Here is a 23,792-nt window from a genome sequence, read left to right as displayed (position 1 = left end):
CGGATCAGGAGTGTGCTCTCGCAGCCAAGCCCGCCATTGAGCGACATCTGAGTCGTCACGGACAACCTGCAACGAGGAATTGTCAATACCTGTGGATCGGCTTGTTTCAGGCGACCTCCGTTCCAGTTGATTCGGTCGGTGCCGAGTCCGCCGACGGGGTGATGTCGGTGGGTCGCTCGAGCAGTTTGCCTTTGTGGAAGATCGCGCCGGCCCGGACCAGAGCGACCAGGTGCGGTGCGTTGACGGCTCGCCAGCGGGCTTGCGCGGCGTCGATCAGCTTGTAAGCCATGGCCATTCCGGCGACGCGTGAACCCGGCCCCTTGGTCACCTTGGTCCTCAAACGTACCGTGGCAAACGTTGATTCGATCGGGTTGGTAGTGCGCAGATGGACCCAGTGCTCGGCCGGGTACTTATAGAACTCCAGCAGCACATCGGCGTCATCGACGATCTTGGCGACCGCCTTGGGGTACTTGGCGCCGTAGTCCACCTCGAACGCCTTGATCGCCACCTGCGCGTGGTCGATATCCTCGGCGTTGTAGATCTCCCGCATCGCCGCGATCGCCCCCGGATGAGCCGACTTTGGCAGGCAGGCAAGAACATTGGCCTGCTTGTGAAACCAGCACCGCTGCTCGCCGGTGGCCGGGAACACCTCACGCACGGCCTTCCAGAACCCCAGGGCCCCATCGCCGACGGCCAGCACCGGTGCGGTCATCCCGCGACGTCGGCACGACCGCAACAGATCAGCCCACGACTCGGCCGACTCCCGGTACCCGTCGGTGAGCGCGACCAGCTCCTTGCGGCCGTCAGCGCGCACACCGATCATCACCAGCAAACAGAGCTTCTCCTGCTCCAGGCGCACCTTGAGATGGATGCCGTCGACCCACAGGTAGACGTAGTCGGTGCCCGACAGATCACGGGCCTCGAAGGCCTTGGCCTCGTCCTGCCACTGCGTGGTGAGTCGGGTGATCGTCGTGGCCGACAAGCCGGCACCCGAGCCCAGGAACTGCTCCAACGCCGGACCGAAATCACTGGTCGACAAGCCATGCAGATACAGCAACGGCAACACCTCGGTCATCTGCGGCGACTTGCGCACCCACGCCGGCAGGATCGCCGAGGAAAACCGTTGCCGCTCACCAGTGTCCGGGTCAACACGTTTGTCATTGACCCGCGGCGCGGTCACACTCACCGCGCCCGCCGCGGTGAGCACCTCGCGCTCGCGGTGATAGCCATTGCGCACCACCAGCCGGTGCCCGTTCTCATCAAGCTCACCGGCATGAGCCTCGATGTAGGCGGCGACCTCAGCCCGCAACGCTGCGGCCAGCATCTGGCGGGCACCGTCGCGGACAATCTCATCGAGCAACGACCGCGACGAGCCAGCATCCTCGTTGGATGAATCCGCATCGTGAACTACCGTGAGCATGGGCGTACCTTCCCGAACCAGCGCGCCAACGCCGGCTCTTGATCAGACCTTCGACATTCAGATCATCCTCGGGAAGGTGCGCCCTTTCCTACGCCGCCTCGCCGAGGCTCATCCACAGGTTCTGATCATTGCTCCCTGCAACCGAGAGGCCGTAGATCGGGCTCGTGCCGTCATTGCCGCACTCGCTGAACCCGCCACGACGCCCGCTCCACTGCTTCTCGTAGCCGCTTACTCCGCGGATGCAAATAGATCTCTGTCGATTGAGGGGCCGCGTGACCGAGCAGTTCCTGCACCACATCTCGATCCGTACCATGATCGAGCCAATGCGATGCGCAGGTATGGCGCAAAACGTGAGGAGTGACCCGGTAGCCAACCCTGGTTGAGATCGCGTCAAAGATGTAGCGAATGGCGTCATAAGACAGCGCATCCCCTAGTGGCTCGCGGAACGTGTTCACAAACACCATGTCCGAGTGATGCTCGGCAGGAATCGCCTCTACCTTCTCCAACATCATGTCGACGTAAAAGTCCACCAATTCAGCAGTCACAGGAACGGTTCTCTCATTACGGCTTTTCGCCAATGCGCCGTTCGGATTCACCCGCCTCTCGATGTGCAAGTGCGGGCCCTGCAGCCGGCAACCGGCATTGCGGCTATCGGGAAGGAAATGCAAATCATTGCGGCGCAAGCCTAGCGCCTCACCGATTCGTAAACCGGTCTGCAGCAGCAACACCACTAAGAACCTGTCCCGTGCGTTCACCGCCGCACCGGCGACCAAGTCAAGATGCTCATACTCAACAGTTCTCGGTCGGCTCTTGGCTTCCCGCAACTTCAATACGCTGGTCAACGGCTGCGTCACCAGCATCGAGTCCCGATAACCCGAAGCCGGGAGTCCAGTCTTCGGCGGTCGGACGCGAGCTTGCAACTGCCGGACAAGTTCGGGCGGCATCCAGCCCATGTGCACCGCAAAGATGCAGAAGTCCACAACACAGCGCATATGCGAGTTCACCGTGCTTGCTTTCCTCTGCCCCCCGCGTTCCAGTAGCTCATGGACTAGCTGATCGCGGTAGCCGCGCAACACGTCCCAGTCCAACTGCCGCCAATCAACCGACAATTGGTCACAACTCGACAAGAACCGAGCGATCCGGCTTGCATACATCCGCTGGGTATTTGGAGACATGTCTCGATCCCTCAACCAAAGCAGATACTCGCCCGCCTCCGGATGCTGCGTGTAGGTCCGATCCACCACAACAAACACGGGCACGGATCCAACGGAAACCGCGCGTTCATACCGGTACCGCGGCTGCATGAACCGAACGTAACCGATACAGAAGGCACTACCTACAGATTTGCATTCGACACGCCGATGCGGACTCTGCTATCGACACGCAGCGCACAATCCCTGAGACCTACAGATTCCTCGATCGGATGCGCGACATCCGGATCAGCGAGGCCAAGCATGGCGCCCCGGGCCATCGCAACTACGGCTACGAGCCGACGTTCCTGCTGCGCGGCCTCACCGAGCTGCACATCGAGTTCACCGAGGTGCGGCGATGACGGTGCAGTCGGTCCTGGAAGACATCACGAACCGGCCGGGCCACGGGGACGTCATCGCGATCATCAACCCCGCCACCGAGGAGGTGATCGCCGAATTCCGGGACGGCGGCGCCGAAGCGGTCGACGCTGCCGTGACCCGTGCGCGCGCGAGTTTCACCTCGGGGGTGTGGAGCGGGCTGCCCGGCAACGAGCGGGCCAAGGTGCTGTGGCGGGTGGCCGATCTGATCGACCAGCACGCCGACGAACTCGCCCAGATCGATTCCCTCAACACCGGAATGCCGTATTTCCAGGCGTTCATGATCATGTCGACGTGCGCCGAATCGTTCCGTTACTACGCGGGCTGGTGCACCAAGGTCAACGGCATCGCCCACGATGTGCAGCAGACCGGCGGCATCACCGGCGCCTTCACCACCATGCACGCCTACACACTCAAAGAGCCCTACGGCGTTGTCGGGCTGATCTTCCCGTGGAACGGGCCGGTGTTCAACGCGTGCACCAAGCTGGCGCCCGCGCTGGCCGCGGGGTGCAGCTGCGTCGTCAAACCCGCTGAGGAGACGCCCCTTTCGGCCCTGCTGCTGGAGCGAATCCTGGCCGAGGCCGGCGTACCGGACGGCGTGGTCAACCTCGTCACCGGATACGGCCACACGGTCGGCGCGGCGATCACCGCGCATCCCGGCGTCGACAAGGTCGCCTTCACCGGCTCCACCGAAGTGGGCAAGCAGATCGTGCAAGCCGCCGGCGGTGGCAATCTCAAGCGGGTCGCGCTCGAATTGGGCGGCAAGTCACCGGTGCTGATCTACGACGACGCCGACCTGGACACCGCCATCACGATGGCGGCGATGGGTATCTTCATCCATTCCGGGCAGGGCTGCATCAGCGGATCGCGAATCTTCGCCCAGCGAAGCGTGTACGAGAAGGTGGTCGAGGGCGTCGCCAACATCGCGAACTCGGTGAAGCTCGGTGCACCGACAGAAGACGGCGTCCTGATCGGCCCGATCATCAGCGCCAAGCAGCTCGACCAGGTGTTGGGCTTCATCGATGGGGGCCGCAGGGATGGCGTCGAGATAGTCGCCGGCGGAGACCGGCTGGATCGCAGTGGATTCTTCGTGCACCCAACGGTTCTCACCGATGTCGCGCCCACCGCGCGGCTGTACCAGCAGGAGATCTTCGGGCCGGTGGTCGCGATCCTGCCGTTCGATGACGACGACGAGGTCGTGGCCCTGGCCAACGATTCCGAGTACGGACTGGCCGCGACGGCCTGGACCAAGGACATCGGCCGCGCACACCGGCTCGCCAAACGGCTCGACGCCGGCACCGTCACGCTGAACTGCCAGATGGTGTTCGACCATTCGATGCCGTTCGGCGGCTACAAGCAGTCCGGCTGGGGGCATGAATGGGGGCGCGACGGGATCGAGAGCTTCCTGAAGACCAAGACGGTTTACACCCAACTTTGAGTACACGGCAAGGAGTTCAGATGGGATCGTTGGACGGGAAGGTCGCTTTCATCAGCGGAGCGGCCCGTGGGCAGGGGCGTAGCCACGCCGTGCATCTGGCCAGAGAAGGCGCCGGCATCATCGCCGTCGACATCTGCGCCGACATCGCGTCGAACGGCTACCCCATGGCCAGCCGTGACGAGCTCTCCGAAACCGTGGCTCTCGTCGAATCAGTGGGCGGCAAGATCGTCGCCGCCGTCGCCGACGTCCGTGATTTCGCCGAACTCAAGTCAGCGGTGGATGCCGGCGTCGAGCAATTCGGTCGCCTCGACATCGTCTGCGCGAACGCCGGCATCGCCACGATGGCATTCCGTGAGCTGACCATCGAAGAAGAACTCGAGATGTGGACCGACGTCATCGACGTCAACCTGACGGGCGCCCTGCACACCGCCAAGGCCGCGATCCCCCACATCATCGCCGGCGGACGCGGCGGGTCGATCATCTTCACCAGCTCCACTGCCGGACTGAAGGGCTTCGGCGGTTCGCAGGCCGGCGGTCTGGGCTATGCGGCGTCCAAGCACGGCATCGTCGGCCTCATGCGAACACTGGCCAATGCGCTTGCCCCACAGAGCATCCGGGTCAACACCGTGCACCCGACCGCCGTCAACACCATGATGGCGGTCAATCCGGCCATGACGGCGTTTCTGGAGAACTACCCCGATGGCGGCCCACATCTGCAGAACCCCATGCCTGTCGGGCTGCTCGAACCAGAAGACATCAGCCACGCCGTCGCCTTCCTGGCCTCCGATGCCGCGCAATACATCACCGGGGTCACGCTTCCGGTCGACGCCGGCTTCTGCAACAAGCTGTGAATGCCGGCACCGGCAGAGTCGCCGGCAAGAAGATATTGATCACGGGCGCGGCCCGCGGGATGGGCCGCAGCCACGCGGTGCGCCTCGCCGAGGAGGGCGCCGATCTCATTCTCGCGGACATCTGCGAGTCCCTCGCCGTCCTCGAGTACCCACTGGCCACGCGCGACGATCTCGACGAAACCGCCAGACTGGTGCGGGAATCCGGACGCCGCGCCGCGACGTACGTCGTCGACGTCCGCGATGCCGACGCGTTGCGCGCGGCAGTCGACGACGGCGTGCAGCAGTTGGGCGGCCTCGACGGCGCCATTGCCAATGCCGGGGTCCTCACCGCGGGCACGTGGGACACCACCACCGCAGAACAATGGCGCGCCGTGGTCGATGTGAACCTGATCGGGACGTGGAACACCTGCGCAGCGGCGCTGCCCCACCTGATCGACCGCGGCGGCAGCATCGTCAACATCAGCTCCGCTGCCGGTACCAAAGGGACACCGCTTCACCTCCCCTATACCGCGTCCAAGCACGGGATCGTGGGGCTCAGCAAGAGCCTGGCCAATGAGGTTGCCGCGCAGGGTGTTCGAGTGAACACAGTGCATCCCACCGGAGTGCCGACCGGAATGCAGCCGCCGTCCCTGCACGCCCTGATCCGGGAGACGCGGCCTGATCTGGCACCGCTTTTCTCCAATGCTCTACCGGTCGTCATGGCCGAGGCCATCGACATCAGCAACGCGGTGCTGTACCTGATGTCCGACGAATCCCGTTACGTCACGGGCCTCGAACTCAAAGTCGATGCCGGCGTCACCATTCGGTGAGCCAGAGAGGACGAGCATGACAGAGCTGGACACCGAGCGCGGCAGGCTGGCCTACGCCGAAGTCATGACGGTTGCCGCGCCACCGCAATCCACCCCGGTGGACGACCACTTGATGGACGTCATCTTCGGGGATGTGTGGCAGCGGCCGGGCCTGAGCCGGCGCGAACGGCGCTTCATCACCCTCCCCTGCGTCGCCGACGCCGATGCCGAAGATCCGTTGCGCGCGCATGCTTACGCTGCCCTCAACAGTGGTGACATCACGATCGTCGAGATGCGGGAAACCATTCTGCACTTCGCCGTATATGCCGGCTGGCCGAAGGCTTCCCGCTTCAACATGATCGTCGACCAGGAGTGGAACCGCATCCATCAGGAGCGGGGCCTGCCGGTACCCGAGCCCGAACCGCTGCTGCCGCTTCCCACTCCCAGTGACCCCGAAGAACGCCTGGCCGCCGGCGCGCAGTGCTTCAAGGACATCAACTGCCTGCCGTTCGCACCGGGCCAGGACAACCCATTCCAGGGCGCCGGTATCTTGAACTTCGTCTTCGGCGAAATGTGGCTGCGGCCCGGGCTGGCGAGAAAGGAACGGCGCCTGATCACCGTGGCCTGTGTGGCCTTCCAGGACGCGCCGTTTCCCATCGTCAGCCACGTCTACGCCGCGTTGAAGAGCCGCGACGTGTCGTTCGACGAGATGGACGAACTGATGCTGCATTTCGCCGCACACTGCGGATGGCCGAAAGCCGCACATCTGAGTCAGGTTGCCGCCGAGCAGAAACGGCGCGTGACGCAGGAGTGGGCGGCCGAGGCGGGCTGATCACCGCCACAACTTCGGCACGAGCATCGGCACGCGGTCGCGATACGCACGGTACTGCTCGCCCAGCGCGGCGATCAGGTCGCGCTCCTCGAGCTGGATTGCCACCAGGATGTACCCGGTCGTGGTGAGCGAGAACAGCAGGTGCCCGGCCGTCATGGTCGGCGTGGCCCAGAAGGCGACCACGAATCCGAGCATCAGCGGGTGCCGCACCAGCCGGTAGAGGAGCACCGTGCGGAAACCCTTGTCCGCGTGGGCCTTCGACTGCCACGCGAGCACCACCTGGCGGACGCCGAAGAGTTCGAAGTGGTCGATCATGAACGTCGAAGCGAGCACCGTCATCCAGCCCGCGGTCGCCAGTGCGTACAGCGCCACGGCAGCCGGCTCGGAATCCACCTGCCACACCACCGTGTCGATCGAGCGCCATTGCCAGAACACCAGGGCGAGCGCCGCAGACGCGAACAGCACGTAGGTGCTCCGCTCGATGGCGACCGGCACGAAACGGGTCCACCACCGTTTGAAAGCCGGCCGGGCCATCACGCTGTGCTGGACCGCGAAAACGCTCAACAAGCCGAGGTCGATGATCACCGCTTGTCCGACCGGCGCGTGGATTGCGCGGTCGACGCTGCGCGGCACGATGACATCGGCGACGAACCACATGGCGTACAGGAACACACCGAGGAATAACGCGTAGCTCACCGCGCCGTAGGCCAGCGCGGCCGCGCGGACTCCCGGTCGATCGTCGGGCCGGTGGGCGGGGTGACGGAGCACCGGGCAGCTGGTGATCTTCGGTCCGGCAACGACATCCGGCGGCGGTGTGGGGCTCATGGGAGTTCCTCTCGGGTAGTGCAGTTTTGTAGTCACCCGACGATGCGTCCCGGCTCTGCACCAAACGTTGCACCGCTATGAAATGCCGAGGTCAACGCGGTCCCCGGTAGACACACACACCTCGTGCGCCCTGCTTCCGCCGTCGGCGCGTGCCGGTCACCTGCGCCTTTCACGACTTCTTCAGCAGCGGGCAACGCCAGTCGCGCACCGTCAGTGCGACAACCCCCACTGCCAGAGGAGAGCAGCAATGAACGGAATCATCCACCTGGGCGGCGTGGCCGCCGCCGCGACGATCGTCGGCCTCGGTGCCGGCACCGCCGTAGCGGCGCCCGCGCAAACCGACGGCGCCATGCTCTACATCTGCCAAGACATCGGGAACCCGAGCAGCTACCGGATCACGGTCAAAGGCGCCTATCCGATGCAGCAGCCCGACGCGGCCGGCTACCTCATCCACATGAACGACGGCAATCATCCCGGTGGCTCCGGTCCCGGCGGGCTGCGCGTTCAGCTCAAGGCCGACAATCCCGGCAACAACTCCGACTACGACATCGGCTACGGCTTCTACCCCACGACCCAGACCACGAGTGAGGGCTATCTGCAAGCGGGCCCCGGTGGCCTCGAGTACCGGCGCGAAATGGTCGTCCCCCGACCGAATTTCAACGAGGACTACCGGCAGCCCGGGTCCGACGACGACGTCGACGAGGTCTATGCCGTCGCGACGTTCCGCGACGGTGGTGGCGGCGAACGGCGTGCCGTGACGCAGGTGATCACGCGCAATTTCGAGGTGCCGGGCATCTGCGACGGCTGCTGCCACTGAGACGCAAGGAAACGACAGTGAACAACCACTCATGGCCGGTGAAGCTCGCCGCGACCGTACTCGCCGTGTCCGCCGTTACCACCGCACCCGCGGTCGCGGCTCCCAAGCCCAGCGGCGCAACGCTTTTCCTCTGCCCTGATTTCGGGAAGCCGGGCTCGTACCGGGTGACCATCCGCGGCGTCTTCCCGATGACGCAGGCCGACGCAGAGGGCTACCTCATCCACATCGACGACAACCCGGCCAAGCCTGGCCACATGGTCTACTACCTGCAGGACGACGACGGCCATGGCCACGAGGGAGACAGCAGCATCGCCTACCTCAGAGTGCCGCACAGACATTCGGATGCCGGCGGTTTTCTCCGGGCCGGCCCCGGCGGCCTGGAATACCAGCGTGAGTTGTCGGTGCGCACCTACGACCTCGATGCCGACGGCACCAAGTGGTACGACCCCGACCGGGTCACCGGCGAAGACCTCGACGAGATCTATGCCGCGGCAACATTCATCGACGCCGACGGTGGTGCGCGGACGCAGATCAGCCAGCAGATCACCAAGGACTTCACCGCGCCCGGCGTCTGCGACGGGTGCTGTTCCTAGCCGACCGGCGGTGGTGGACATGACACCATCAAAGCAGAAGGGTCCGACAAGTTCTGCGCGTCTCACATGAAGCGGCGCAACACCGTTCGCGCGTAGTCGACGATTTCCGTACCCGTCAGCACGACGCCCTCGACGCCGTCCAACTGCGCCACCTCGGCGGCGTTGAGCGGTGGTCGCCGGCCTGCCGCGACGGCAGCCCCGTGCAGCGCCGCGGCTTCTGCGGTGGCGCCCGCCTGCAGCAGGAACCGCGCCATGCGTCCCAGGTTGTCCCACTGCAACGGAATGACTTTGGACGGTCCGGCGATCACGAACATCTCGAGTGTCACGTGGTGGCCCCGCGCTGCCGCGCGCCGGTCACCGCGGGCGGCGTGAATGGTCGCCGACTCCATTTCGGCCATGGCGATGAGCCAGGTGTTCTCCACGGCGGAGGCCAACTCGTGGGCGTCGCTGATGATCGGCAACGCATCGTCCGGCCGGCTGACGGCAAGCGCCCGTGCCAGCGCGCAGCGCGCCAGCGCCCGTCCCGTGGGGTTCCCGACGCTGTCAGCGATCCGCACCGCTTCCCGCGCGGCCGGCAACGCCGCGTCGTTGGTCTCCATCGCCTGGTATCCGAGGGAGATCCGCTCCGCCGCCAGCAGCCTCCGCAGTGGATCGGTGCCTTCGCCCGACCGGAAGAACAGGTCCTCGAAATATGCTGTGCTGGTCGACAAGTCGCCGTCATTCATCACCACGTCGGCGAGCACATCGGCCGGGTACGCGAGAAAGGACACACCCGCGGCCGGCTCGCGGCCTTCCGCCAAGGCGATGATCGTCCGCGCGTGCGCGAACTCCCCGAGTACCTGGTAGCCGCGCGCGACGGTGCCGACCGCGGCCGGAAACAACGGATGTTGGCGGTCGGCGGCCTGGATCGCCCGCTCCACCCAGTCCATGGGGTCATAACCCACCCGAAGGTGGATCTCCGGCAGCGACGTGGCCAGCCGCAGCGCCAGGTCGATGTCGTGCCTCGCCATCGCGAACTCGAATGCCGTCCGCAGATTGTCGAAATCCGGTGCGACAAAAGTCGTTCCGGCCTTGGGCAGTACCCGCTGCACCCAGGCCGCTTCGTCACGGCCGCGCATTCCCGCCGACGCGCGCTCGGCGAGTTCGACGAAGTACGTCGCGTGGCGCGACGCCACCGCGTCGGCGGTCCCGTTGTCCTGCAGGCGTTCCCGCCCGTACGCGCGCAATGTCTCCAGGACGTCGTAGCGGGTGCCGGTCGGGCCGGTGCGCACCATGACCATCGACTTGTCGACCAGGCCCATGAGCATGTCCAACACGTCATCGTCGGTGGTGCCGGCATCGGCGCACACACCGTGAACCGCGTCGAGATCGAACCCGCCCGCGAACACCGACAATCGCGCGAACAACTGTTGTTCGGTTTCGGAGAGCAATCGGTAGGACCAGTCGATTGTCGCGGTGACGCTCTGCTGCCGCGGGTGCGCGCCGCGCTTACCGCCGCTGAGCAGGCGTAACCGGTCCAGTCGGCGGGCGACGTCCCCACTCGACATCGCCCGCATCCGGGCGGCGGCCAGCTCGATGGCCAACGGCACGCCGTCGAGCCGCCGGCAGATTTCCGCCACGGCACCCGCCGGCTCGCGATCGGGGTCGAAGTCGGGCCGGCTGGCCCTGGCCCGGTCGACGAACAGCACGGCGGCATCGTCCTCCGACAGCGGATGCACCGGCACGAGGCGTTCGGCTTCCACCCCGAGGGATTCTCGGCTCGTCGCCAATACCCGCACGCCGGGACACTCGTAGGTGATCCGGTCGATCAGGGCGGCCGCGTTGGCGAGGACGTGCTCGCAGTTGTCGATGACCAGCAGCAGTTTCAGCGGACGCAGATGATCGATCACGGCATCGTCGACGTCCTGGCCGTACCCGGCCTGCACCCGCAGCGCGGCAGCGACGGCGCGGCCGATGGCCGAGCCGTCACTCAGCGGCGCCAACTCGCAAACCCACACGCCGTCAACGAAATTGCTCTCTTCGCGCGCCGCCGTTTCGAGGGCAAGCCGGGTCTTGCCGACGCCGCCGACTCCCGTGAGGGTGACGACCGGCCCGTCGCCGAACGCGGACAGCACGCGCCGTACGTCGTCGTCGCGACCGACAAGCCGGGTTACGCGCCGCGGAACGACGGGTTCCGTCGCCGGAGCGGCAGCCGCAGCGGGTTGCGCGACGGGCCGCGCGGGATCACCGTCGAGTATCTGTTGCTGGACGGCCTGCAGGGCCGGACTGGGGTCGACGCCCAGTTCCTCGACAAGCCGTTCGCGCATCGCGCGGTACGTATCGAGGGCGGCGGCCTGTCGCCCGCACCGGTACTGCGCCAGCATCAGCTGTCCCGCCACCCGCTCATCGAGCGGATGTGCCTGCAGCGTCGTCGTCAGCTCATTGAGTAACTCACCGTGGCGCCCCGCACCGAGCGCCGCGTCATTACGATCGAGCACCGCGGAAAACCGTTCGGCTTCAAGCGAACCCCGCACCTCGTTGGCCCACGGCGTGTCGATTGTGGCGAACGGCTCCCCGCGCCACAGCGCCAGTGCGGCGTCGAACTGGCCGGCGGCCTCGGCCGGGATGGACGCCGCCCGAGCCCGGGCCAGCATGTCCCGGAAGAGATGCACGTCCACGGTACGCGGATCGGCCTGCAGCGCGTAGCCGGCAGGCCCCCGGACAATCTGCACGCCATCGGCGTCCGAGAAGAGCTGACGCAGTCGAGAGATGTACGCCGCCAAAGCATTACGCGCCTTGTGCGGCGGTTCATCGGCCCACACCCGGTCGATGAGCTGATCGGACGACACCGGACGATTGACGTCGACCAGCAATGACACCAGCACGCACCGCTGGCGCGCATGACCGACGTCGAGGCGCCGGCCATCGACCAGCACCTCGACGTCGCCGAGCACCCGAAACTCCACCGCCATCGACGTACAGCGTCCTCCAAGTTTCGGCGCGACGCCCGGCAATCGCGGCAATCAGTGCCGGTGCACCACCTACCCGTTGCTGCCATTGTTGCCATTGCCGTTGTTGCCCTGGCCGCCGGTACCGCCAGTACCTTTCGGACTACCGCCGTCACCACCGTCGCCTCCCTTGGCGGTCCCGGTTTTCGTGGTGGCATTTCCGCCGTCGCCGCCACGGCCGCCGGTGCTCAGCGGGCCGCTGTTGCCGCCGTGACCGCCGCCGCCCGCTTTGGCCGCGCCCGACGTCGACGACGCCGCGCCGCCGGTTCCACCGGCGCCACCCCTGCCGACTTGTGAATTCGCGCCGGAACCGGCGTAGCCGCCGCTGGCGCTCACCCCCGCTCCGCTGCCACCGGCTCCGCCCGCGCCGCCGGTCCCGGAGAATCCACCGTCGCCACCCGCGCCGCCACTACCACCGACACCCTGACCCTGGCTGCTCGCGCCGTTACCGCCGTCACCCCCGCGGCCGCCCGTCCCGATGAATGTCCCGGCTCTGCCGCCATGTCCGCCGGTGCCACCCACCGCGGTACCGACATTGGTGGCGTTACCACCCCTACCGCCATTGCCACCATTGCCGGCTATGCTGCCGCCGTTCCCGCCGGTGCCGCCCGGATGACCCATACCGCCATCGGCCGATGACGCGTTGGCACCCGCGCCGCCGTCACCGCCGTTTCCGAACAAGCCCGCGTTGCCGCCGTTCCCCGGTCCCTGGTTTGCGGTCGCATCGCCACCCTTGCCGCCGTTGCCGAAGAGCAGTCCGCCCCGGCCGCCGTTCTGGCCCGCGGCTCCATCTGCACCGTTGCCGATCAACAGCCCGCCGTTCTCACCCGGTGCGTCGCCGTTGCTCACGAAGATGCCGACAAGCTCACCCAGAGGATCGCCGCCGACGCCCGGTTGAAGCGCCGTCGGCGCCCCGCCCCCGGCGGGCGTGCGCACCGTCGTAGCGGCGAGCAGCGCGGGACCGAAGACGAGCGCCGTGTCGCCCGCGACGCGCACCCGTGGCTCGTGGTGCGGTGGACGGCTCGCGACCACGTGCGGACCGTCGACGGAATCACCTGACCGCGGTTGCACCACAACGGGTTCCACTGACGTACGCGGCGCGGTCGGATCCGCGGAGTGCGCGGCAGCCCTGGTTGGCTCCGCTTGCGTCGCGGCCCGCACCGTCACCACATCGACATGGCGCGGCAGCGCAGATGACGCCTCCTGCGAAGCGAATGCCATTGGCAGCATGGCGATTCCAATACCCAAAGCAATTACCGGCGGACCCACCCGCCCGACTGACTTCATGTCCACCACCGTCTTCTCCGTTCCCGATCAGGTCGTTGCCCGACGAAGCCATCGGACCGGTCGACGGTCTACCGGGGCCGTTGCGCGCCGCTGAAGCAGTTGTGAAACACAGGCCGGCGAAACTGAGCCGAGCGGCCCGCTGTGCACCGCCGTGACCTGCAGATTTCAGGATTCCGTCAAGGCCACGGCAATCGAGGCAACGCATTCTTCGAGACGACCGCGACGACAGTTGCGGACACCAGACCCAGGGACGGAGAGATCATGAAGCGCTACCTCATCGAGCGGGAGATTCCGGGAGCCAGCGAGCTGACCGAGGCGGAGCTGGCCGACATCGCGACGAAGTCGAACGATGTCGTGGCGAACCTCGGCGTCCCCTATCGCTGGATCACCAGCTACGTGGCGGGTGACAAGATCTATTGCGTCCACGAGGCGCCCAGCGAGGACGCGATCCGTGAGCACGCACGTCGAGGTGGCTTCCCCGCCGACAAAGTCGCGGTGCTGGCCAACGAATTCGGCCCCGAGTCCGCCGATACCTGATGGCACTTTCGGCCCACAGCCGGCGCATAGGTGCCACACTGGCGACGTGACGACGAACGATATCTACGAGCGGCTCGGGGCGCTGGAACAGTTGGTCCGACATCTCTACGCGCAGACCGGCATCCCACTGCCCGATGTGCGGTCGATGGCGCAAACACAGGTGTCGAACCGCGTGCTCGAACTACTGGCCGCCGGCAACAAGATCGCGGCCATCAAGGCGTACCGCGACGAGGCCGGTGTCGACCTGCCGACCGCGACCCGGGTTGTCGAATCCCTTTAGGCCAAGGGAGCTTTCGCCATGCTCGCAGTCATCGCAACGATTCCGGAGAGCGGCGGACCGACGGCGGCGGCGGCGAGTCCGGCCGGTGACCGCCTGTACGTCGGAAACATCGCCAATCCGACGGTCTCGGTGATCGCCACGGTCAGCAACACCGTGGTCGACACCATCGGGCCCGGCATCGGATTACCCGGCGCCCAGCAGCTGGTCGTACACCCGGACGGTACGCGGCTGTACTGCAACAATCTGGGCGGGTTGTCGGTGATGGACGTCAGCACCAAATCCGTTGTGGCCGTGGTGCTGTCCGGCTGGGCCGGCACAGCGGCGGTTCACCCCGACGGTTCCACCGTTTATCTCGCTTCAGGCGGCGATACCGATGGCACTTCCGACCCGAAAGTCATGCTGATCGACGCCGCCACCAATACGGTGACCGGAACCATCAAGGTCGACGACGCGTACTACCTCGCCGTCAGCCCCAACGGCGCCCGCCTCTACGTCGCGGGTTACGGCGGAGACCTGATCTGGGTCATCGACACCACGAGCCACAACATCGTGAAGACCATTGACGTCGGCAAGCCGATCGGCGGATTCGTCGTCAGCCCCGACAACAGTCGGCTCTATGTGCAGGGCGACGTCAAGTTCGGTCTGACCACCAGTAATGTGACCATCGTTGATGTCGGCGCCGGCGCGGTCACCACCAGCGTCACCTTCCCACTCGGCGAAGAGCTCACCGACATCGCCGTCGCGCCCGATGGTTCGGCGGTCTACGTCACCCAACTGACCGGCGACGTGAGTCGGATCGATACCGCCACCATGACGGTGACGGATACCGTCAACATCGGGAATTACGCAGGGGCCATTGCCGTTTCGCCCGACGGCTCGCGAATCTACGTCACCAACCGGTACAACAACACGGTGTCGGTGCTCGCTCAACTGCACCTTCCGGCCGGCGGCCTCGACCTGCCCGACCTGGTCGGCAAGCTGTTCGGTGGCGCGGCCGCCGGCGGCGGCGGTTGGTTGGTCATCGGCGACCATTTCATTCCGATCCCACCGCGAGAGCCCGTGCTGCAGGCCATCGCGCGCACACTCGCGCCGCACGTGGGCAAGCCCGTGCAGAACCATGAATTGGGCCAGCGCCTGCGACGCACCCTGGCATCCGAACCCGAGGCCCCAAAAATGGCGCCCGGCACCTTCCACCCCGACGGGCACCGACCGCAGCACTGACAGCGGCGCGAACTTTGGCGATTGCTCAGCACCGAGGCAAATTTGTCGCTACCGTCAATATTGCTTGAGTTCCCTCTCGGTCAGGAGCTTCACATGCATACCCTCACAGCCCGTTTGAGCCTGCCCACCGCCGCCGCCGTCATGGCCGCAGGCGTCATCGTCGCCGCTCCGCCGCCACCGGTGTTGAGGGCCCTCCCCGCACCGGTGATACACAGCGTCCAAATGCCGAACATCCAGTTCACCGCCACCATCGCAGACATCCTGCAGTTCCCCGCGTTCAAGCAGTGGGTCGCCAACCAGATCACCGACTTCGTGACAATCGGGGCGGGACTGGCCAAAGCAGGCCAGGGCGTCGGGCAGACCATCAGTGCCATCCCGGGACTCGTGGTCACCGTCGCGCAGCAGGTTCTGGCCCGAGACTTCGTCGGCGCCCTCGGCACTGTCGAAGCCGGAGTCATCGGCGCGGTGACCGTCATCGGCGGGCCGATCCTGTTGTCCATGATAGCGCGCGACCAACGCGTGCTGGCGGTGGACCAGGCGTTGGTGCAAGCAGTCCCGGTCGCGCTGATCGGTCTCGGCACCGGTCTGCTCGGCGGGTTCAACGCTGTCGCGACCTCGGCGATCATCGCCACCCAGAACATCGTGGCGGCCCTACTGCCCATCAACATCGGCAACCTCGCCACTGCCGTCGTCGACGGCGTCAAACTCGTCGTCCAAGGCCTCAACACCGGCGCCGGCAAGGTCATCGACGGAATCGCGTTCGCGCAGAACACCATTGCCAACGCATTGGCGACCCAGCCGGCGCCGATCGCGGCCGTCACGCCGACCCCGGCAGCCGGGGTCGCGGCCACCGCAATCCCGAAGATCACCGCAACGAAGATCAAGCCCGCGGTCAAGCCTGCACCGACATCGGCCACGCCGCCGACGACGGGCACCAAAGACTTGGCAGACCCCAAAGATCCGACAGACACCAAGGATTCAACGGCGCCCGACACCGTCTCGACGACGAAGCACGACACCGACTCCGGCGCCAAGCCCGACACGACCGGGGCAACAACCAACTCGAACGCCGGCTCAGGCACGTCGGACACCGGCAGCAAGGCCGAGAAGCAGACCGCCCCGAAGAAGCCGAAGACGAAGTCCGGCAAGAAGTCCCAGGGCAAGAAGGTCACGTCGACATCGCAGGCCGCCGCCTGAGGCCCAGCACATCCGGAGGTAACTCACAGACAGCCGCAGCAATGCGAAATACGCACTGAATCAACGATATCCGCGCCTCACGGTGACCACAGGTCGCCCGCCGTTCACCTTGAGTTCGTAGTCGATCCTTACCATCCGCCCCTACTGCCGTCGCAGCCGCGGACGCGCCGAGAGCGCGCCCCGGAATTCGAAAGCAACCGGAGCACAAGGGTGATCGACACACTGGATATCGCGCTGCGGATCGCCGCCGGCCTGGGGCTCGGCGCGGCGATCGGGCTGGAGCGTCAGTGGCGGTCCCGCAATGCCGGATTGCGCACGGCTGCACTGGTCAGCCTCGGGTCGACGCTGTTCGTCATCATGGGTGGCTACACCTTCGCGGGGGAACATGCCGATCCGACCCGGGTCGCCGCCCAGGTCGCGTCCGGCATCGGCTTCCTCGGCGCCGGCGTGATCATGCAGCAGGGCGCCACGATCTCCGGACTCAACACCGCGGCCACCCTGTGGGCCTCCGCCGCCATCGGCGCCCTGGCCGGCGGCGGACTGTTGATCCCCGCCGTGATCGGAAGCTGCGCGGTGATCGCCGCCAACATCTTCCTGCGGCCGGTGGGACGCACGCTGGACCGGCACCGCCGTCCGGGCGCCGAAGAGTCCTCTGCCGAATACCGGTTCGAGGTACGGTGCGCCACGACCGCCGAGCTGCACATCCGCAGCCTCATCTTCGACGCCATCTCGCACCCCAACCTCACGGTGCGCTCCATCTCCGCGGTCGATCTGCCCGACGACGAAGGGGTGCGCATCACGGCCACCGTCATCGCCGACGAACGCGACGACCACCGCATCGAGGCGGCCCTCGCCGATGTCATCAAGGCACCGGCCGTCACCGCGGTGCGCTGGAGCGCCGACGACATGAGCCCGGTCGACTAGACCGCACCCCGGCGGCCGACAAGGCCGCTACCAGGGGAAATTTGGTGGGCGCGGACGGTATCGAACCGCCGACCGCTGGTGTGTAAAACCAGAGCTCTACCACTGAGCTACGCGCCCCGCCTCGGGCACGCTACACGCCGATGGCGGCCAAGGGAAAATCAGTCGAGCGCGTTCAGCGCCGAAACCCAGACCGACTGGTCGCGCGCCTCGCCAGGCGATGTGCACTCCGCGAATCGCACGATGCCCTCCCGGTCGACGAGGAACGTGCCTCGGTCCGGGTACCCGGAAACCTCGTTGAAAACCCCATAGAGCTGGGCCACCGCGCCATGCGGCCAGAAGTCGCACAGGATCGGGAACTCGAAGCCCGATTCGCGCGCCCACACCTTGTGGGTGGCCGGCGGCCCGACCGAGATGGTCAGCGTTTCCACCGAGTCATTGCGGTACCGGGCCAGGTTGTCCTGAATCTCGCCGAGCTCCCCCGCACACACCGGGGTGAACGCCAGCGGGAAGAACACCAGCAACACGTTCCGGCCGCGTAACGCCGACAGCGTCACGGCGCGACCGTGCTGGTCTTTGAGCGTGAAGTCCGGTGCGACGGACCCGACGTCGATCATGACCGAACCCGCGAACGCAACGCGGTGGCGGAAAGCAGGCCGGTTTTCCGCCGTGTGGTTGCACTCGACGCGACGACGGCCCACCGACAACGGATTTGCCGCACAGAGGCGGCCGCACCGTCCAGCCGCGGCACAACAGCCAACCGCACTAGTGCCGGCCCGCGGCCTTCGACTTGGGCTGCACCAGGCGGCTGGCGATCCAGTCCCCGAGGTTGGCCGACGAGGTGACGACCAGCCCGGCGGTGGGCGCGGACTCGGCGATCTCGGCGGGCTGGACGTGGCCACCCTTGCCGGTTTTGGGAGTGACCACCCAGATGACGCCGTCATCGGCCAGCGGGGTGATCGCGTCCATCAAGCGGTCCACCAGGTCACCGTCATCATCGCGCCACCACAGCAGCACGACGTCCACCACTTCGTCGGAATCCTCGTCGAGAAGCTCTCCGCCGCAGGCATCTTCGATGTCAGCGCGGATGTCGTCGTCGGTGTCCTCGTCCCAGCCCAGCTCCTGGACGATCTGATCTTTGTGAATGCCCAGTCTCTGGGCGTAGTTCGGCGCGTCCGCCGCGGCCACCGGTGTCCTCCTCTAACCTGCCTGTTTGCAGCCTGTATGTGTGGAACCCAATAGTCGCATGCGACGACGATTCATTCGACGCAAGACACATCTTTGATGTGCGGGCGTTACTCGCACGCGGTCTCGGTGGCCGACTTGGCCTCATTGAACGAGTCGACCGCCGTGTTGAAATCCGAGGTCGACGCATTGGTGCTGATCGCCGTCGCCAACGACTGGGCCGCCGCCGACCAGCCGGCGAGCGCCGCCTTGAGGGTGTCCGACTGCACTGTCGTGGCGCTCTTGGTCACCGCGTCCGCGGCGTTGTGCAGCGCGTCGACCGCGGCCTGCAGCTTGGCGGCGTCGGTGCCACCGGCGTTCTCGGCGTCGACGTAGGCGTTCACGGCCTGCATCGCCGGTTTGCCGGTGTCGACGAACGTCTGGCACGCGGCCTCCGTCGCCGCCGCGGAGGCGCTCGACGAACTGGAACTGGCCGACGCAGCCGCGGACAGCGACACCGAGGTGCGGTATGCCGCGGCGCCCGGTTGGTCGACCGTCGAGCTGCCCTCGACGGACTTACTGCAGCCGACGAGCATCATGGCGGATACCGCCACGCCTCCGGATACCAAAGCGGCTGCGCGAAGCCGCGACACACTAGCCGCGCTGGTCATCATCAGCTGACCGTACAGGGTTGATGTGTCAATCGCGGGCATCCGAACGCGTACTCGCCGGTAGCCCACCCCAACGCCTAATCTGCGCAACGATGGGGGGACGATGGGCAGTGCCAAAAGCATCCCCAAAATCGAATACCAAGGAGTGGCAGTTGACCACTGAGTTCGTGCGCCAAGACCTGGCTCAAAACTCCAGTACCTCAGCCGAACCCGACCGGGTCCGGGTGATCCGTGATGGTGTCGCGTCGTACCTACCCGACATCGACCCAGACGAGACCGCCGAATGGCTGGAATCGTTCGACGACCTGTTGGGTCGGTCAGGGCCCGCGCGTGCCCGCTACCTGATGCTGCGGCTGTTGGAGCGCTCGCGGGAGATGCGCGTGTCCATCCCCGCGCTGACGTCCACCGACTACGTCAACACCATCCCCACCGACCTGGAGCCGTGGTTCCCCGGTGACGAAGAGGTCGAGCGCCGCTTCCGCCGCTGGATCCGCTGGAACGCCGCGATCATGGTGCACCGCGCCCAGCGGCCGGGAGTCGGTGTGGGCGGCCACATTTCGACGTACGCATCCTCGGCGTCGCTGTACGAGGTCGGCTTCAACCACTTCTTCCGCGGCAAGAACCACCCCGGCGGCGGCGACCAGATCTTCATCCAGGGCCACGCCTCCCCCGGCATCTACGCCCGCGCCTTCCTCGAGGGCCGGCTGTCTACCGACCAACTGGACGGCTTCCGGCAGGAGCACAGCCACGCCGGCGGCGGCCTGCCGTCGTACCCGCATCCCCGCCTGATGCCCGATTTCTGGGAATTCCCCACGGTGTCAATGGGTTTGGGCCCGATGAACGCCATCTACCAGGCGCGCTTCAACCACTACCTGCACGACCGCGGCCTCAAGGACACCAGCGATCAGCATGTGTGGGCCTTCCTCGGCGACGGCGAGATGGACGAGCCCGAGAGCCGTGGCCTGATCCAGGTCGCCGCCAACGAGGCGCTCGACAACCTGACGTTCGTCGTCAACTGCAACCTGCAGCGCCTGGACGGACCGGTCCGCGGTAACGGCAAGATCATCCAGGAGCTGGAGTCGTTCTTCCGCGGCGCCGGCTGGAACGTCATCAAGGTGGTGTGGGGCCGCGAATGGGACGCCCTGCTGCACGCCGACAAGGACGGCGCGCTGGTGAACCTGATGAACGTCACGCCCGACGGTGACTACCAGACCTACAAGGCCAACGACGGCGCGTACGTCCGCGACCACTTCTTCGGCCGGGACCCCCGCACCAAGGCACTGGTCGACCCCATGACCGACCAGGAGATCTGGAACCTCAAGCGCGGTGGCCACGACTACCGCAAGCTGTACGCCGCCTACCGTGCCGCGATGGAGCACAAGGGCCAGCCGACCGTGATCCTGGCCAAGACCATCAAGGGCTACACGCTGGGCAGCCACTTCGAGGGCCGCAACGCGACGCACCAGATGAAGAAGCTGGCGCTCGACGACCTCAAGAAGTTCCGCGACGCGACGCGGGTGCCGATCACCGACGCCCAGCTCGAAGAGAACCCGTACCTGCCGCCGTACTACCACCCGGGCTCCGAGTCGCCGGAAATCCGGTACATGCTCGACCGGCGCCGGGCGCTCGGCGGCTTCCTGCCGGAGCGGCGCACCAAGTCCAAGCCGCTGCCGCTGCCGGGCCGCGACGTCTACAAATCGCTCAAGAAGGGTTCGGGTAACCAGGCCGTCGCCACCACGATGGCGACGGTGCGCACCTTCAAAGAACTGTTGCGGGACAAGAACATCGGGCCACGCATTGTCCCGATCATTCCCGACGAGGCGCGCACGTTCGGCATGGACTCGTGGTTCCCGAGCCTGAAGATCTACAACCGCAACGGCCAGCTCTACACCGCCGTGGACGCCGATTTGATGTTGGCGTACAAGGAATCCGAAGTCGGCCAGATCCTGCACGAGGGCATCAACGAGGCCGGGTCGACGGCGTCGTTCACCGCGGTCGCGACGTCGTACGCCACGCACGACCTGCCGATGATCCCGATCTACATCTTCTATTCGATGTTCGGGTTCCAGCGCACCGGCGACGGGTTCTGGGCGGCGGCCGACCAGATGGGCCGCGGCTTCGTGCTGGGCGCCACGGCCGGACGCACGACGCTCACCGGCGAGGGCCTGCAGCACGCGGACGGTCACTCGCTGCTGCTGGCCTCCACCAACCCCGCGGTGGTGTCGTACGACCCGGCGTTCGCCTACGAGATCGCGTACATCATCGAGAGCGGCCTCGAGCGCATGTACGGCGAGAACTCCGAGAACGTCTACTTCTACATCACCATCTACAACGAGCCGTACGTCCAGCCGGCCGAGCCCGAGAACTTCGACCCCGAAGGCGTCCTGCGCGGCATGTACCGCTACCGCGTCGCGCCGGAGAAGCGCTCCAGCACGGCGCAGATCCTGGCGTCGGGCGTCTCGATGCCCGAGGCACTGCGGGCGGCGGACCTGCTGGCCGAGAACTGGGACGTAGCCGCCGACGTGTGGTCGGTGACCAGCTGGGGCGAGCTGAACCGCGACGGCGTGGACATCGACCGGCACGCGCTGCGCCACCCGGACCAGCAGGCCGGCGTGCCGTACGTGACCGCCCAGCTCGCGAAGACCGCGGGCCCCGTGGTCGCGGTATCCGACTGGATGCGCGCGGTGCCCGAGCAGATCCGCCCGTGGGTACCGAACACCTACGTCACGCTGGGCACGGACGGGTTCGGCTTCTCCGACACCCGCCCGGCGGCCCGCCGCTTCTTCAACACCGACGCGGAGTCGGTGGTGGTGGCGGTGCTGGAGGCCCTGGCTCGCGACGGCGAGATCGACCCGTCGGTGGCCGTCGCGGCCGCCAAGCAGTACCGGATCGACGACGTCTCGGCCGCCGAGGTGTCGTACGCCGACACCGGCAGCGCGTAGAGCCCGCGCACGCTGAGATGACGGTTTCTGTCAGAAACCGTCATCTCAGCGCGGCCGGATTGGCAGAAGTCTCCAGAAATCAGGCGTAGCTTTTAGTCATGCCCGACAACGCGACCAGCGGCAAGCGGTTCGTGCCGCCCAAGTCGACACTCGAAGTGCTCGAGAACGTCCCAGAGACGGTGCTGCGTCGCCTCAAGCAGTACTCCGGCACGTTGGCGACGCAGGCGGTGCACGCCCTCGAAGAACGGCTGCCATTCTTCGCCGAACTGGAGGCCTCGCAGCGGGCCAGCGTGCATCTGGTGGTGCAGACCGCGGTCGTCAACTTCGTCGAGTGGATGCGCGACCCCAACAGCGACGTCAGCTACACCGCGGAGGCCTTCGAGGTCGTGCCCCAGGACCTGCGGCGACGCATCGCGCTGCGGCAGTCGGTGGAGATGGTGCGGACCACCATGGAGTTCTTCGAGGAAGTGGTGCCGCTGCTGGCCCGCACCGAGGAACAGTTGACGGCATTGACCGCCGGCATCCTGCGCTACAGCCGCGACCTGGCCTTTGCCGCCGCCAGCGCATACGCCGACCAGGCCGAGGCCCGCGGCGCCTGGGACACCCGGATGGAGGCCAACGTCGTCGACGCCGTCGTACGCGGCGACGTGGGGCCCGGCCTGCAGTCGCAGGCCGCGGCACTCAACTGGGACGCCACCGCGCCCGCGACCGTCGTGGTCGGTTACCCGCGCCCCGATCGGACCGATCTGGCCAGTGAGGACGTGCACGACGTCGTCACCCGCAACGGCCGCGTCGCGCTGTCCGACGTCCACGGCACCTGGCTGGTGGCCATCGTGTCCGGACAGATCTCCCCCACCGACCGGTTCCTGGGTGAGCTGATGGGCGTCTTCGCCGACGCCCCGGTGGTCATCGGGCCGACGGCCGCCACGCTGGCGGCCGCGCACTACAGCGCCACCGAAGCCATCGCGGGGATGAATGCGGTGAGCGGGTGGACGGGTGCGCCCCGGCCGGTTCCGGCCCGTGAACTGCTGCCGGAACGTGCACTGCTCGGGGATCGGTCGGCTATCGCGGCCCTGGAACTCGAGGTCGTCCGGCCGCTGGCAGACGCAGGTCCGGCGCTGACGGAGACGCTCGACGCCTACCTCGACGCGGGCGGCGCCATAGAAGCGTGCGCCCGCAAATTGTTCGTTCATCCAAACACCGTCCGGTACCGGCTGCGCCGGATCGCGGACTTCACCGGCCGCGATCCGATGGTGCCCAGGGATGCGTATGTGCTCCGCGTGGCCTCAACGGTGGGCCGATTGAGCCGTACACCCGCTCAAGCCAATCAGTAAATGGCCTGATCAGCACAGCTACAGCAACCCTACCCATCGGTAGCTTGCGACATACGATTGTGATCCACATCGCAGCGAGGTCTCGCCAACGTTGCATAACGTGCGTTTTTGTAGACATT

At 66.4% G+C, this 23,792-nt stretch carries 21 protein-coding genes, 1 tRNA gene and 1 pseudogene; 14 read left to right on the top strand and 9 right to left on the bottom strand.

Going from position 1 to position 23,792, the window contains the following annotated elements; genetic code table 11:
• Positions 1-106: 106 nt before the first annotated feature.
• Entirely contained in the window at positions 107-1,420 is a 1,314-nt protein-coding gene (locus tag ACJEIK_RS09485; RefSeq protein ID WP_052536990.1) for an IS256 family transposase, read from the bottom strand.
• Positions 1,421-1,590: 170 nt separating this feature from the next.
• A complete protein-coding gene (locus tag ACJEIK_RS09480; protein WP_103799478.1) occupies positions 1,591-2,724 on the bottom strand; it encodes a tyrosine-type recombinase/integrase in 1,134 nt (377 codons plus the stop codon).
• Positions 2,725-2,828: 104 nt separating this feature from the next.
• On the opposite strand from ACJEIK_RS09480, the pseudogene ACJEIK_RS09475 reads away from it, so the two are divergent.
• From ACJEIK_RS09475 to ACJEIK_RS09455, 5 genes and pseudogenes are all read left to right on the top strand, one after another.
• Positions 2,829-2,972: pseudogene (locus ACJEIK_RS09475) on the top strand (cytochrome P450); the annotation flags it as partial.
• On the top strand, positions 2,969-4,426 hold the full coding sequence (locus ACJEIK_RS09470) for an aldehyde dehydrogenase family protein (RefSeq protein ID WP_406801315.1): 1,458 nt from the start codon (positions 2,969-2,971) through the stop codon (positions 4,424-4,426). The pseudogene ACJEIK_RS09475 and the gene ACJEIK_RS09470, both read left to right, overlap by 4 nt.
• A 20-nt stretch (positions 4,427-4,446) precedes the next feature.
• Entirely contained in the window at positions 4,447-5,277 is an 831-nt protein-coding gene (locus ACJEIK_RS09465; RefSeq protein ID WP_406801314.1) for a mycofactocin-coupled SDR family oxidoreductase, read from the top strand.
• On the top strand, positions 5,274-6,086 hold the full coding sequence (locus ACJEIK_RS09460; RefSeq protein ID WP_406801313.1) for a mycofactocin-coupled SDR family oxidoreductase: 813 nt from the start codon (positions 5,274-5,276) through the stop codon (positions 6,084-6,086). Before ACJEIK_RS09465 ends, ACJEIK_RS09460 begins: the two co-directional genes overlap by 4 nt.
• A 16-nt stretch (positions 6,087-6,102) precedes the next feature.
• The gene (locus ACJEIK_RS09455) at positions 6,103-6,897 is read left to right on the top strand and encodes a carboxymuconolactone decarboxylase family protein (protein WP_226521357.1); all 795 of its coding nucleotides are present in this window, start codon (positions 6,103-6,105) and stop codon (positions 6,895-6,897) included.
• Here the strand turns inward: ACJEIK_RS09455 and mddA are convergent, their stop codons facing one another.
• On the bottom strand, positions 6,898-7,722 hold the full coding sequence (gene mddA / locus ACJEIK_RS09450) for a methanethiol S-methyltransferase (RefSeq protein WP_226521356.1): 825 nt from the start codon (positions 7,720-7,722) through the stop codon (positions 6,898-6,900).
• Between the two features lie 247 nt (positions 7,723-7,969).
• Here mddA and ACJEIK_RS09445 point away from each other — a divergent pair, with 247 nt between their 5' ends.
• Together ACJEIK_RS09445 and ACJEIK_RS09440 are read left to right on the top strand one after the other, a co-directional pair.
• Positions 7,970-8,539 (top strand): hypothetical protein, encoded by a 570-nt coding sequence (locus ACJEIK_RS09445; protein ID WP_406801312.1) that lies wholly within the window; start codon positions 7,970-7,972, stop codon positions 8,537-8,539.
• A 17-nt stretch (positions 8,540-8,556) separates the two neighbouring features.
• Positions 8,557-9,132 (top strand): hypothetical protein, encoded by a 576-nt coding sequence (locus ACJEIK_RS09440; RefSeq protein ID WP_406801311.1) that lies wholly within the window; start codon positions 8,557-8,559, stop codon positions 9,130-9,132.
• 62 nt (positions 9,133-9,194) lie between these two features.
• Here the strand turns inward: ACJEIK_RS09440 and ACJEIK_RS09435 are convergent, their stop codons facing one another.
• Positions 9,195-12,083 carry a BTAD domain-containing putative transcriptional regulator gene (locus tag ACJEIK_RS09435; RefSeq protein ID WP_406801310.1) on the bottom strand — a complete coding sequence of 963 codons (2,889 nt, stop codon included), beginning with the start codon at positions 12,081-12,083 and terminating at the stop codon, positions 9,195-9,197.
• 69 nt (positions 12,084-12,152) lie between these two features.
• On the bottom strand, positions 12,153-13,340 hold the full coding sequence (locus tag ACJEIK_RS09430) for a PGRS repeat-containing protein (RefSeq protein ID WP_163692683.1): 1,188 nt from the start codon (positions 13,338-13,340) through the stop codon (positions 12,153-12,155).
• Between the two features lie 327 nt (positions 13,341-13,667).
• Here ACJEIK_RS09430 and ACJEIK_RS09425 point away from each other — a divergent pair, with 327 nt between their 5' ends.
• The 5 genes from ACJEIK_RS09425 (at position 13,668) to ACJEIK_RS09405 (ending at position 17,565) form a co-directional block, all read left to right on the top strand.
• The gene (locus tag ACJEIK_RS09425; protein WP_138248539.1) at positions 13,668-13,943 is read left to right on the top strand and encodes a DUF4242 domain-containing protein; all 276 of its coding nucleotides are present in this window, start codon (positions 13,668-13,670) and stop codon (positions 13,941-13,943) included.
• A gap of 46 nt (positions 13,944-13,989) precedes the next feature.
• Positions 13,990-14,223, top strand: coding sequence for a hypothetical protein (locus tag ACJEIK_RS09420; RefSeq protein ID WP_138248538.1), 234 nt, complete (start codon positions 13,990-13,992; stop codon positions 14,221-14,223).
• Positions 14,224-14,241: 18 nt separating this feature from the next.
• The gene (locus tag ACJEIK_RS09415; protein WP_138248537.1) at positions 14,242-15,444 is read left to right on the top strand and encodes a YncE family protein; all 1,203 of its coding nucleotides are present in this window, start codon (positions 14,242-14,244) and stop codon (positions 15,442-15,444) included.
• Between the two features lie 93 nt (positions 15,445-15,537).
• Positions 15,538-16,641, top strand: coding sequence for a hypothetical protein (locus ACJEIK_RS09410; RefSeq protein ID WP_406801309.1), 1,104 nt, complete (start codon positions 15,538-15,540; stop codon positions 16,639-16,641).
• Positions 16,642-16,854: 213 nt separating this feature from the next.
• Entirely contained in the window at positions 16,855-17,565 is a 711-nt protein-coding gene (locus tag ACJEIK_RS09405) for an MgtC/SapB family protein (protein ID WP_163693127.1), read from the top strand.
• Between the two features lie 42 nt (positions 17,566-17,607).
• On the opposite strand, the gene ACJEIK_RS09400 is transcribed toward ACJEIK_RS09405, so the two are convergent.
• The 4 genes from ACJEIK_RS09400 to ACJEIK_RS09385 form a co-directional block, all read right to left on the bottom strand.
• A tRNA-Val gene (locus ACJEIK_RS09400) sits at positions 17,608-17,682 on the bottom strand.
• Between the two features lie 41 nt (positions 17,683-17,723).
• The gene (locus ACJEIK_RS09395; RefSeq protein ID WP_138248534.1) at positions 17,724-18,179 is read right to left on the bottom strand and encodes a peroxiredoxin; all 456 of its coding nucleotides are present in this window, start codon (positions 18,177-18,179) and stop codon (positions 17,724-17,726) included.
• Between the two features lie 148 nt (positions 18,180-18,327).
• Complete coding sequence (locus ACJEIK_RS09390) at positions 18,328-18,750, bottom strand: DUF3052 domain-containing protein (protein ID WP_020104234.1); 423 nt, start codon at positions 18,748-18,750, stop codon at positions 18,328-18,330.
• Positions 18,751-18,857: 107 nt separating this feature from the next.
• Complete coding sequence (locus ACJEIK_RS09385; protein ID WP_406801308.1) at positions 18,858-19,340, bottom strand: hypothetical protein; 483 nt, start codon at positions 19,338-19,340, stop codon at positions 18,858-18,860.
• A 209-nt stretch (positions 19,341-19,549) separates the two neighbouring features.
• On the opposite strand from ACJEIK_RS09385, the gene aceE reads away from it, so the two are divergent.
• Together aceE and ACJEIK_RS09375 are read left to right on the top strand one after the other, a co-directional pair.
• Positions 19,550-22,339, top strand: coding sequence for a pyruvate dehydrogenase (acetyl-transferring), homodimeric type (gene aceE / locus ACJEIK_RS09380; protein WP_406801307.1), 2,790 nt, complete (start codon positions 19,550-19,552; stop codon positions 22,337-22,339).
• Positions 22,340-22,437: 98 nt separating this feature from the next.
• Positions 22,438-23,673, top strand: a complete 1,236-nt coding sequence (locus tag ACJEIK_RS09375; protein ID WP_029121058.1) for a PucR family transcriptional regulator — start codon at positions 22,438-22,440, stop codon at positions 23,671-23,673.
• Positions 23,674-23,792 lie beyond the last annotated feature (119 nt).

It is taken from the genome of Mycobacterium sp. SMC-16 (genome assembly GCF_046250085.1).
GTDB lineage: Bacteria > Actinomycetota > Actinomycetes > Mycobacteriales > Mycobacteriaceae > Mycobacterium > Mycobacterium phocaicum.
The sequence above is the reverse complement of the archived record's forward strand: the minus strand, read 5'-3'. Positions and strand labels throughout refer to the sequence as shown.

What these genes read in the sequence shown, in the direction of transcription:
- ACJEIK_RS09485 (WP_052536990.1), bottom strand. Translation starts at nt 1,420, where the DNA reads ATGCTCACGGTAGTTCACGATGCGGATTCATCCAACGAGGATGCTGGC.
- ACJEIK_RS09480 (WP_103799478.1), bottom strand. Translation starts at nt 2,724, where the DNA reads ATGCAGCCGCGGTACCGGTATGAACGCGCGGTTTCCGTTGGATCCGTG.
- ACJEIK_RS09470 (WP_406801315.1), top strand. Translation starts at nt 2,969, where the DNA reads ATGACGGTGCAGTCGGTCCTGGAAGACATCACGAACCGGCCGGGCCAC.
- ACJEIK_RS09465 (WP_406801314.1), top strand. Translation starts at nt 4,447, where the DNA reads ATGGGATCGTTGGACGGGAAGGTCGCTTTCATCAGCGGAGCGGCCCGT.
- ACJEIK_RS09455 (WP_226521357.1), top strand. Translation starts at nt 6,103, where the DNA reads ATGACAGAGCTGGACACCGAGCGCGGCAGGCTGGCCTACGCCGAAGTC.
- mddA (WP_226521356.1), bottom strand. Translation starts at nt 7,722, where the DNA reads ATGAGCCCCACACCGCCGCCGGATGTCGTTGCCGGACCGAAGATCACC.
- ACJEIK_RS09445 (WP_406801312.1), top strand. Translation starts at nt 7,970, where the DNA reads ATGAACGGAATCATCCACCTGGGCGGCGTGGCCGCCGCCGCGACGATC.
- ACJEIK_RS09435 (WP_406801310.1), bottom strand. Translation starts at nt 12,083, where the DNA reads ATGGCGGTGGAGTTTCGGGTGCTCGGCGACGTCGAGGTGCTGGTCGAT.
- ACJEIK_RS09430 (WP_163692683.1), bottom strand. Translation starts at nt 13,340, where the DNA reads ATGGCATTCGCTTCGCAGGAGGCGTCATCTGCGCTGCCGCGCCATGTC.
- ACJEIK_RS09425 (WP_138248539.1), top strand. Translation starts at nt 13,668, where the DNA reads ATGAAGCGCTACCTCATCGAGCGGGAGATTCCGGGAGCCAGCGAGCTG.
- ACJEIK_RS09415 (WP_138248537.1), top strand. Translation starts at nt 14,242, where the DNA reads ATGCTCGCAGTCATCGCAACGATTCCGGAGAGCGGCGGACCGACGGCG.
- ACJEIK_RS09410 (WP_406801309.1), top strand. Translation starts at nt 15,538, where the DNA reads ATGCATACCCTCACAGCCCGTTTGAGCCTGCCCACCGCCGCCGCCGTC.
- ACJEIK_RS09395 (WP_138248534.1), bottom strand. Translation starts at nt 18,179, where the DNA reads ATGATCGACGTCGGGTCCGTCGCACCGGACTTCACGCTCAAAGACCAG.
- ACJEIK_RS09375 (WP_029121058.1), top strand. Translation starts at nt 22,438, where the DNA reads ATGCCCGACAACGCGACCAGCGGCAAGCGGTTCGTGCCGCCCAAGTCG.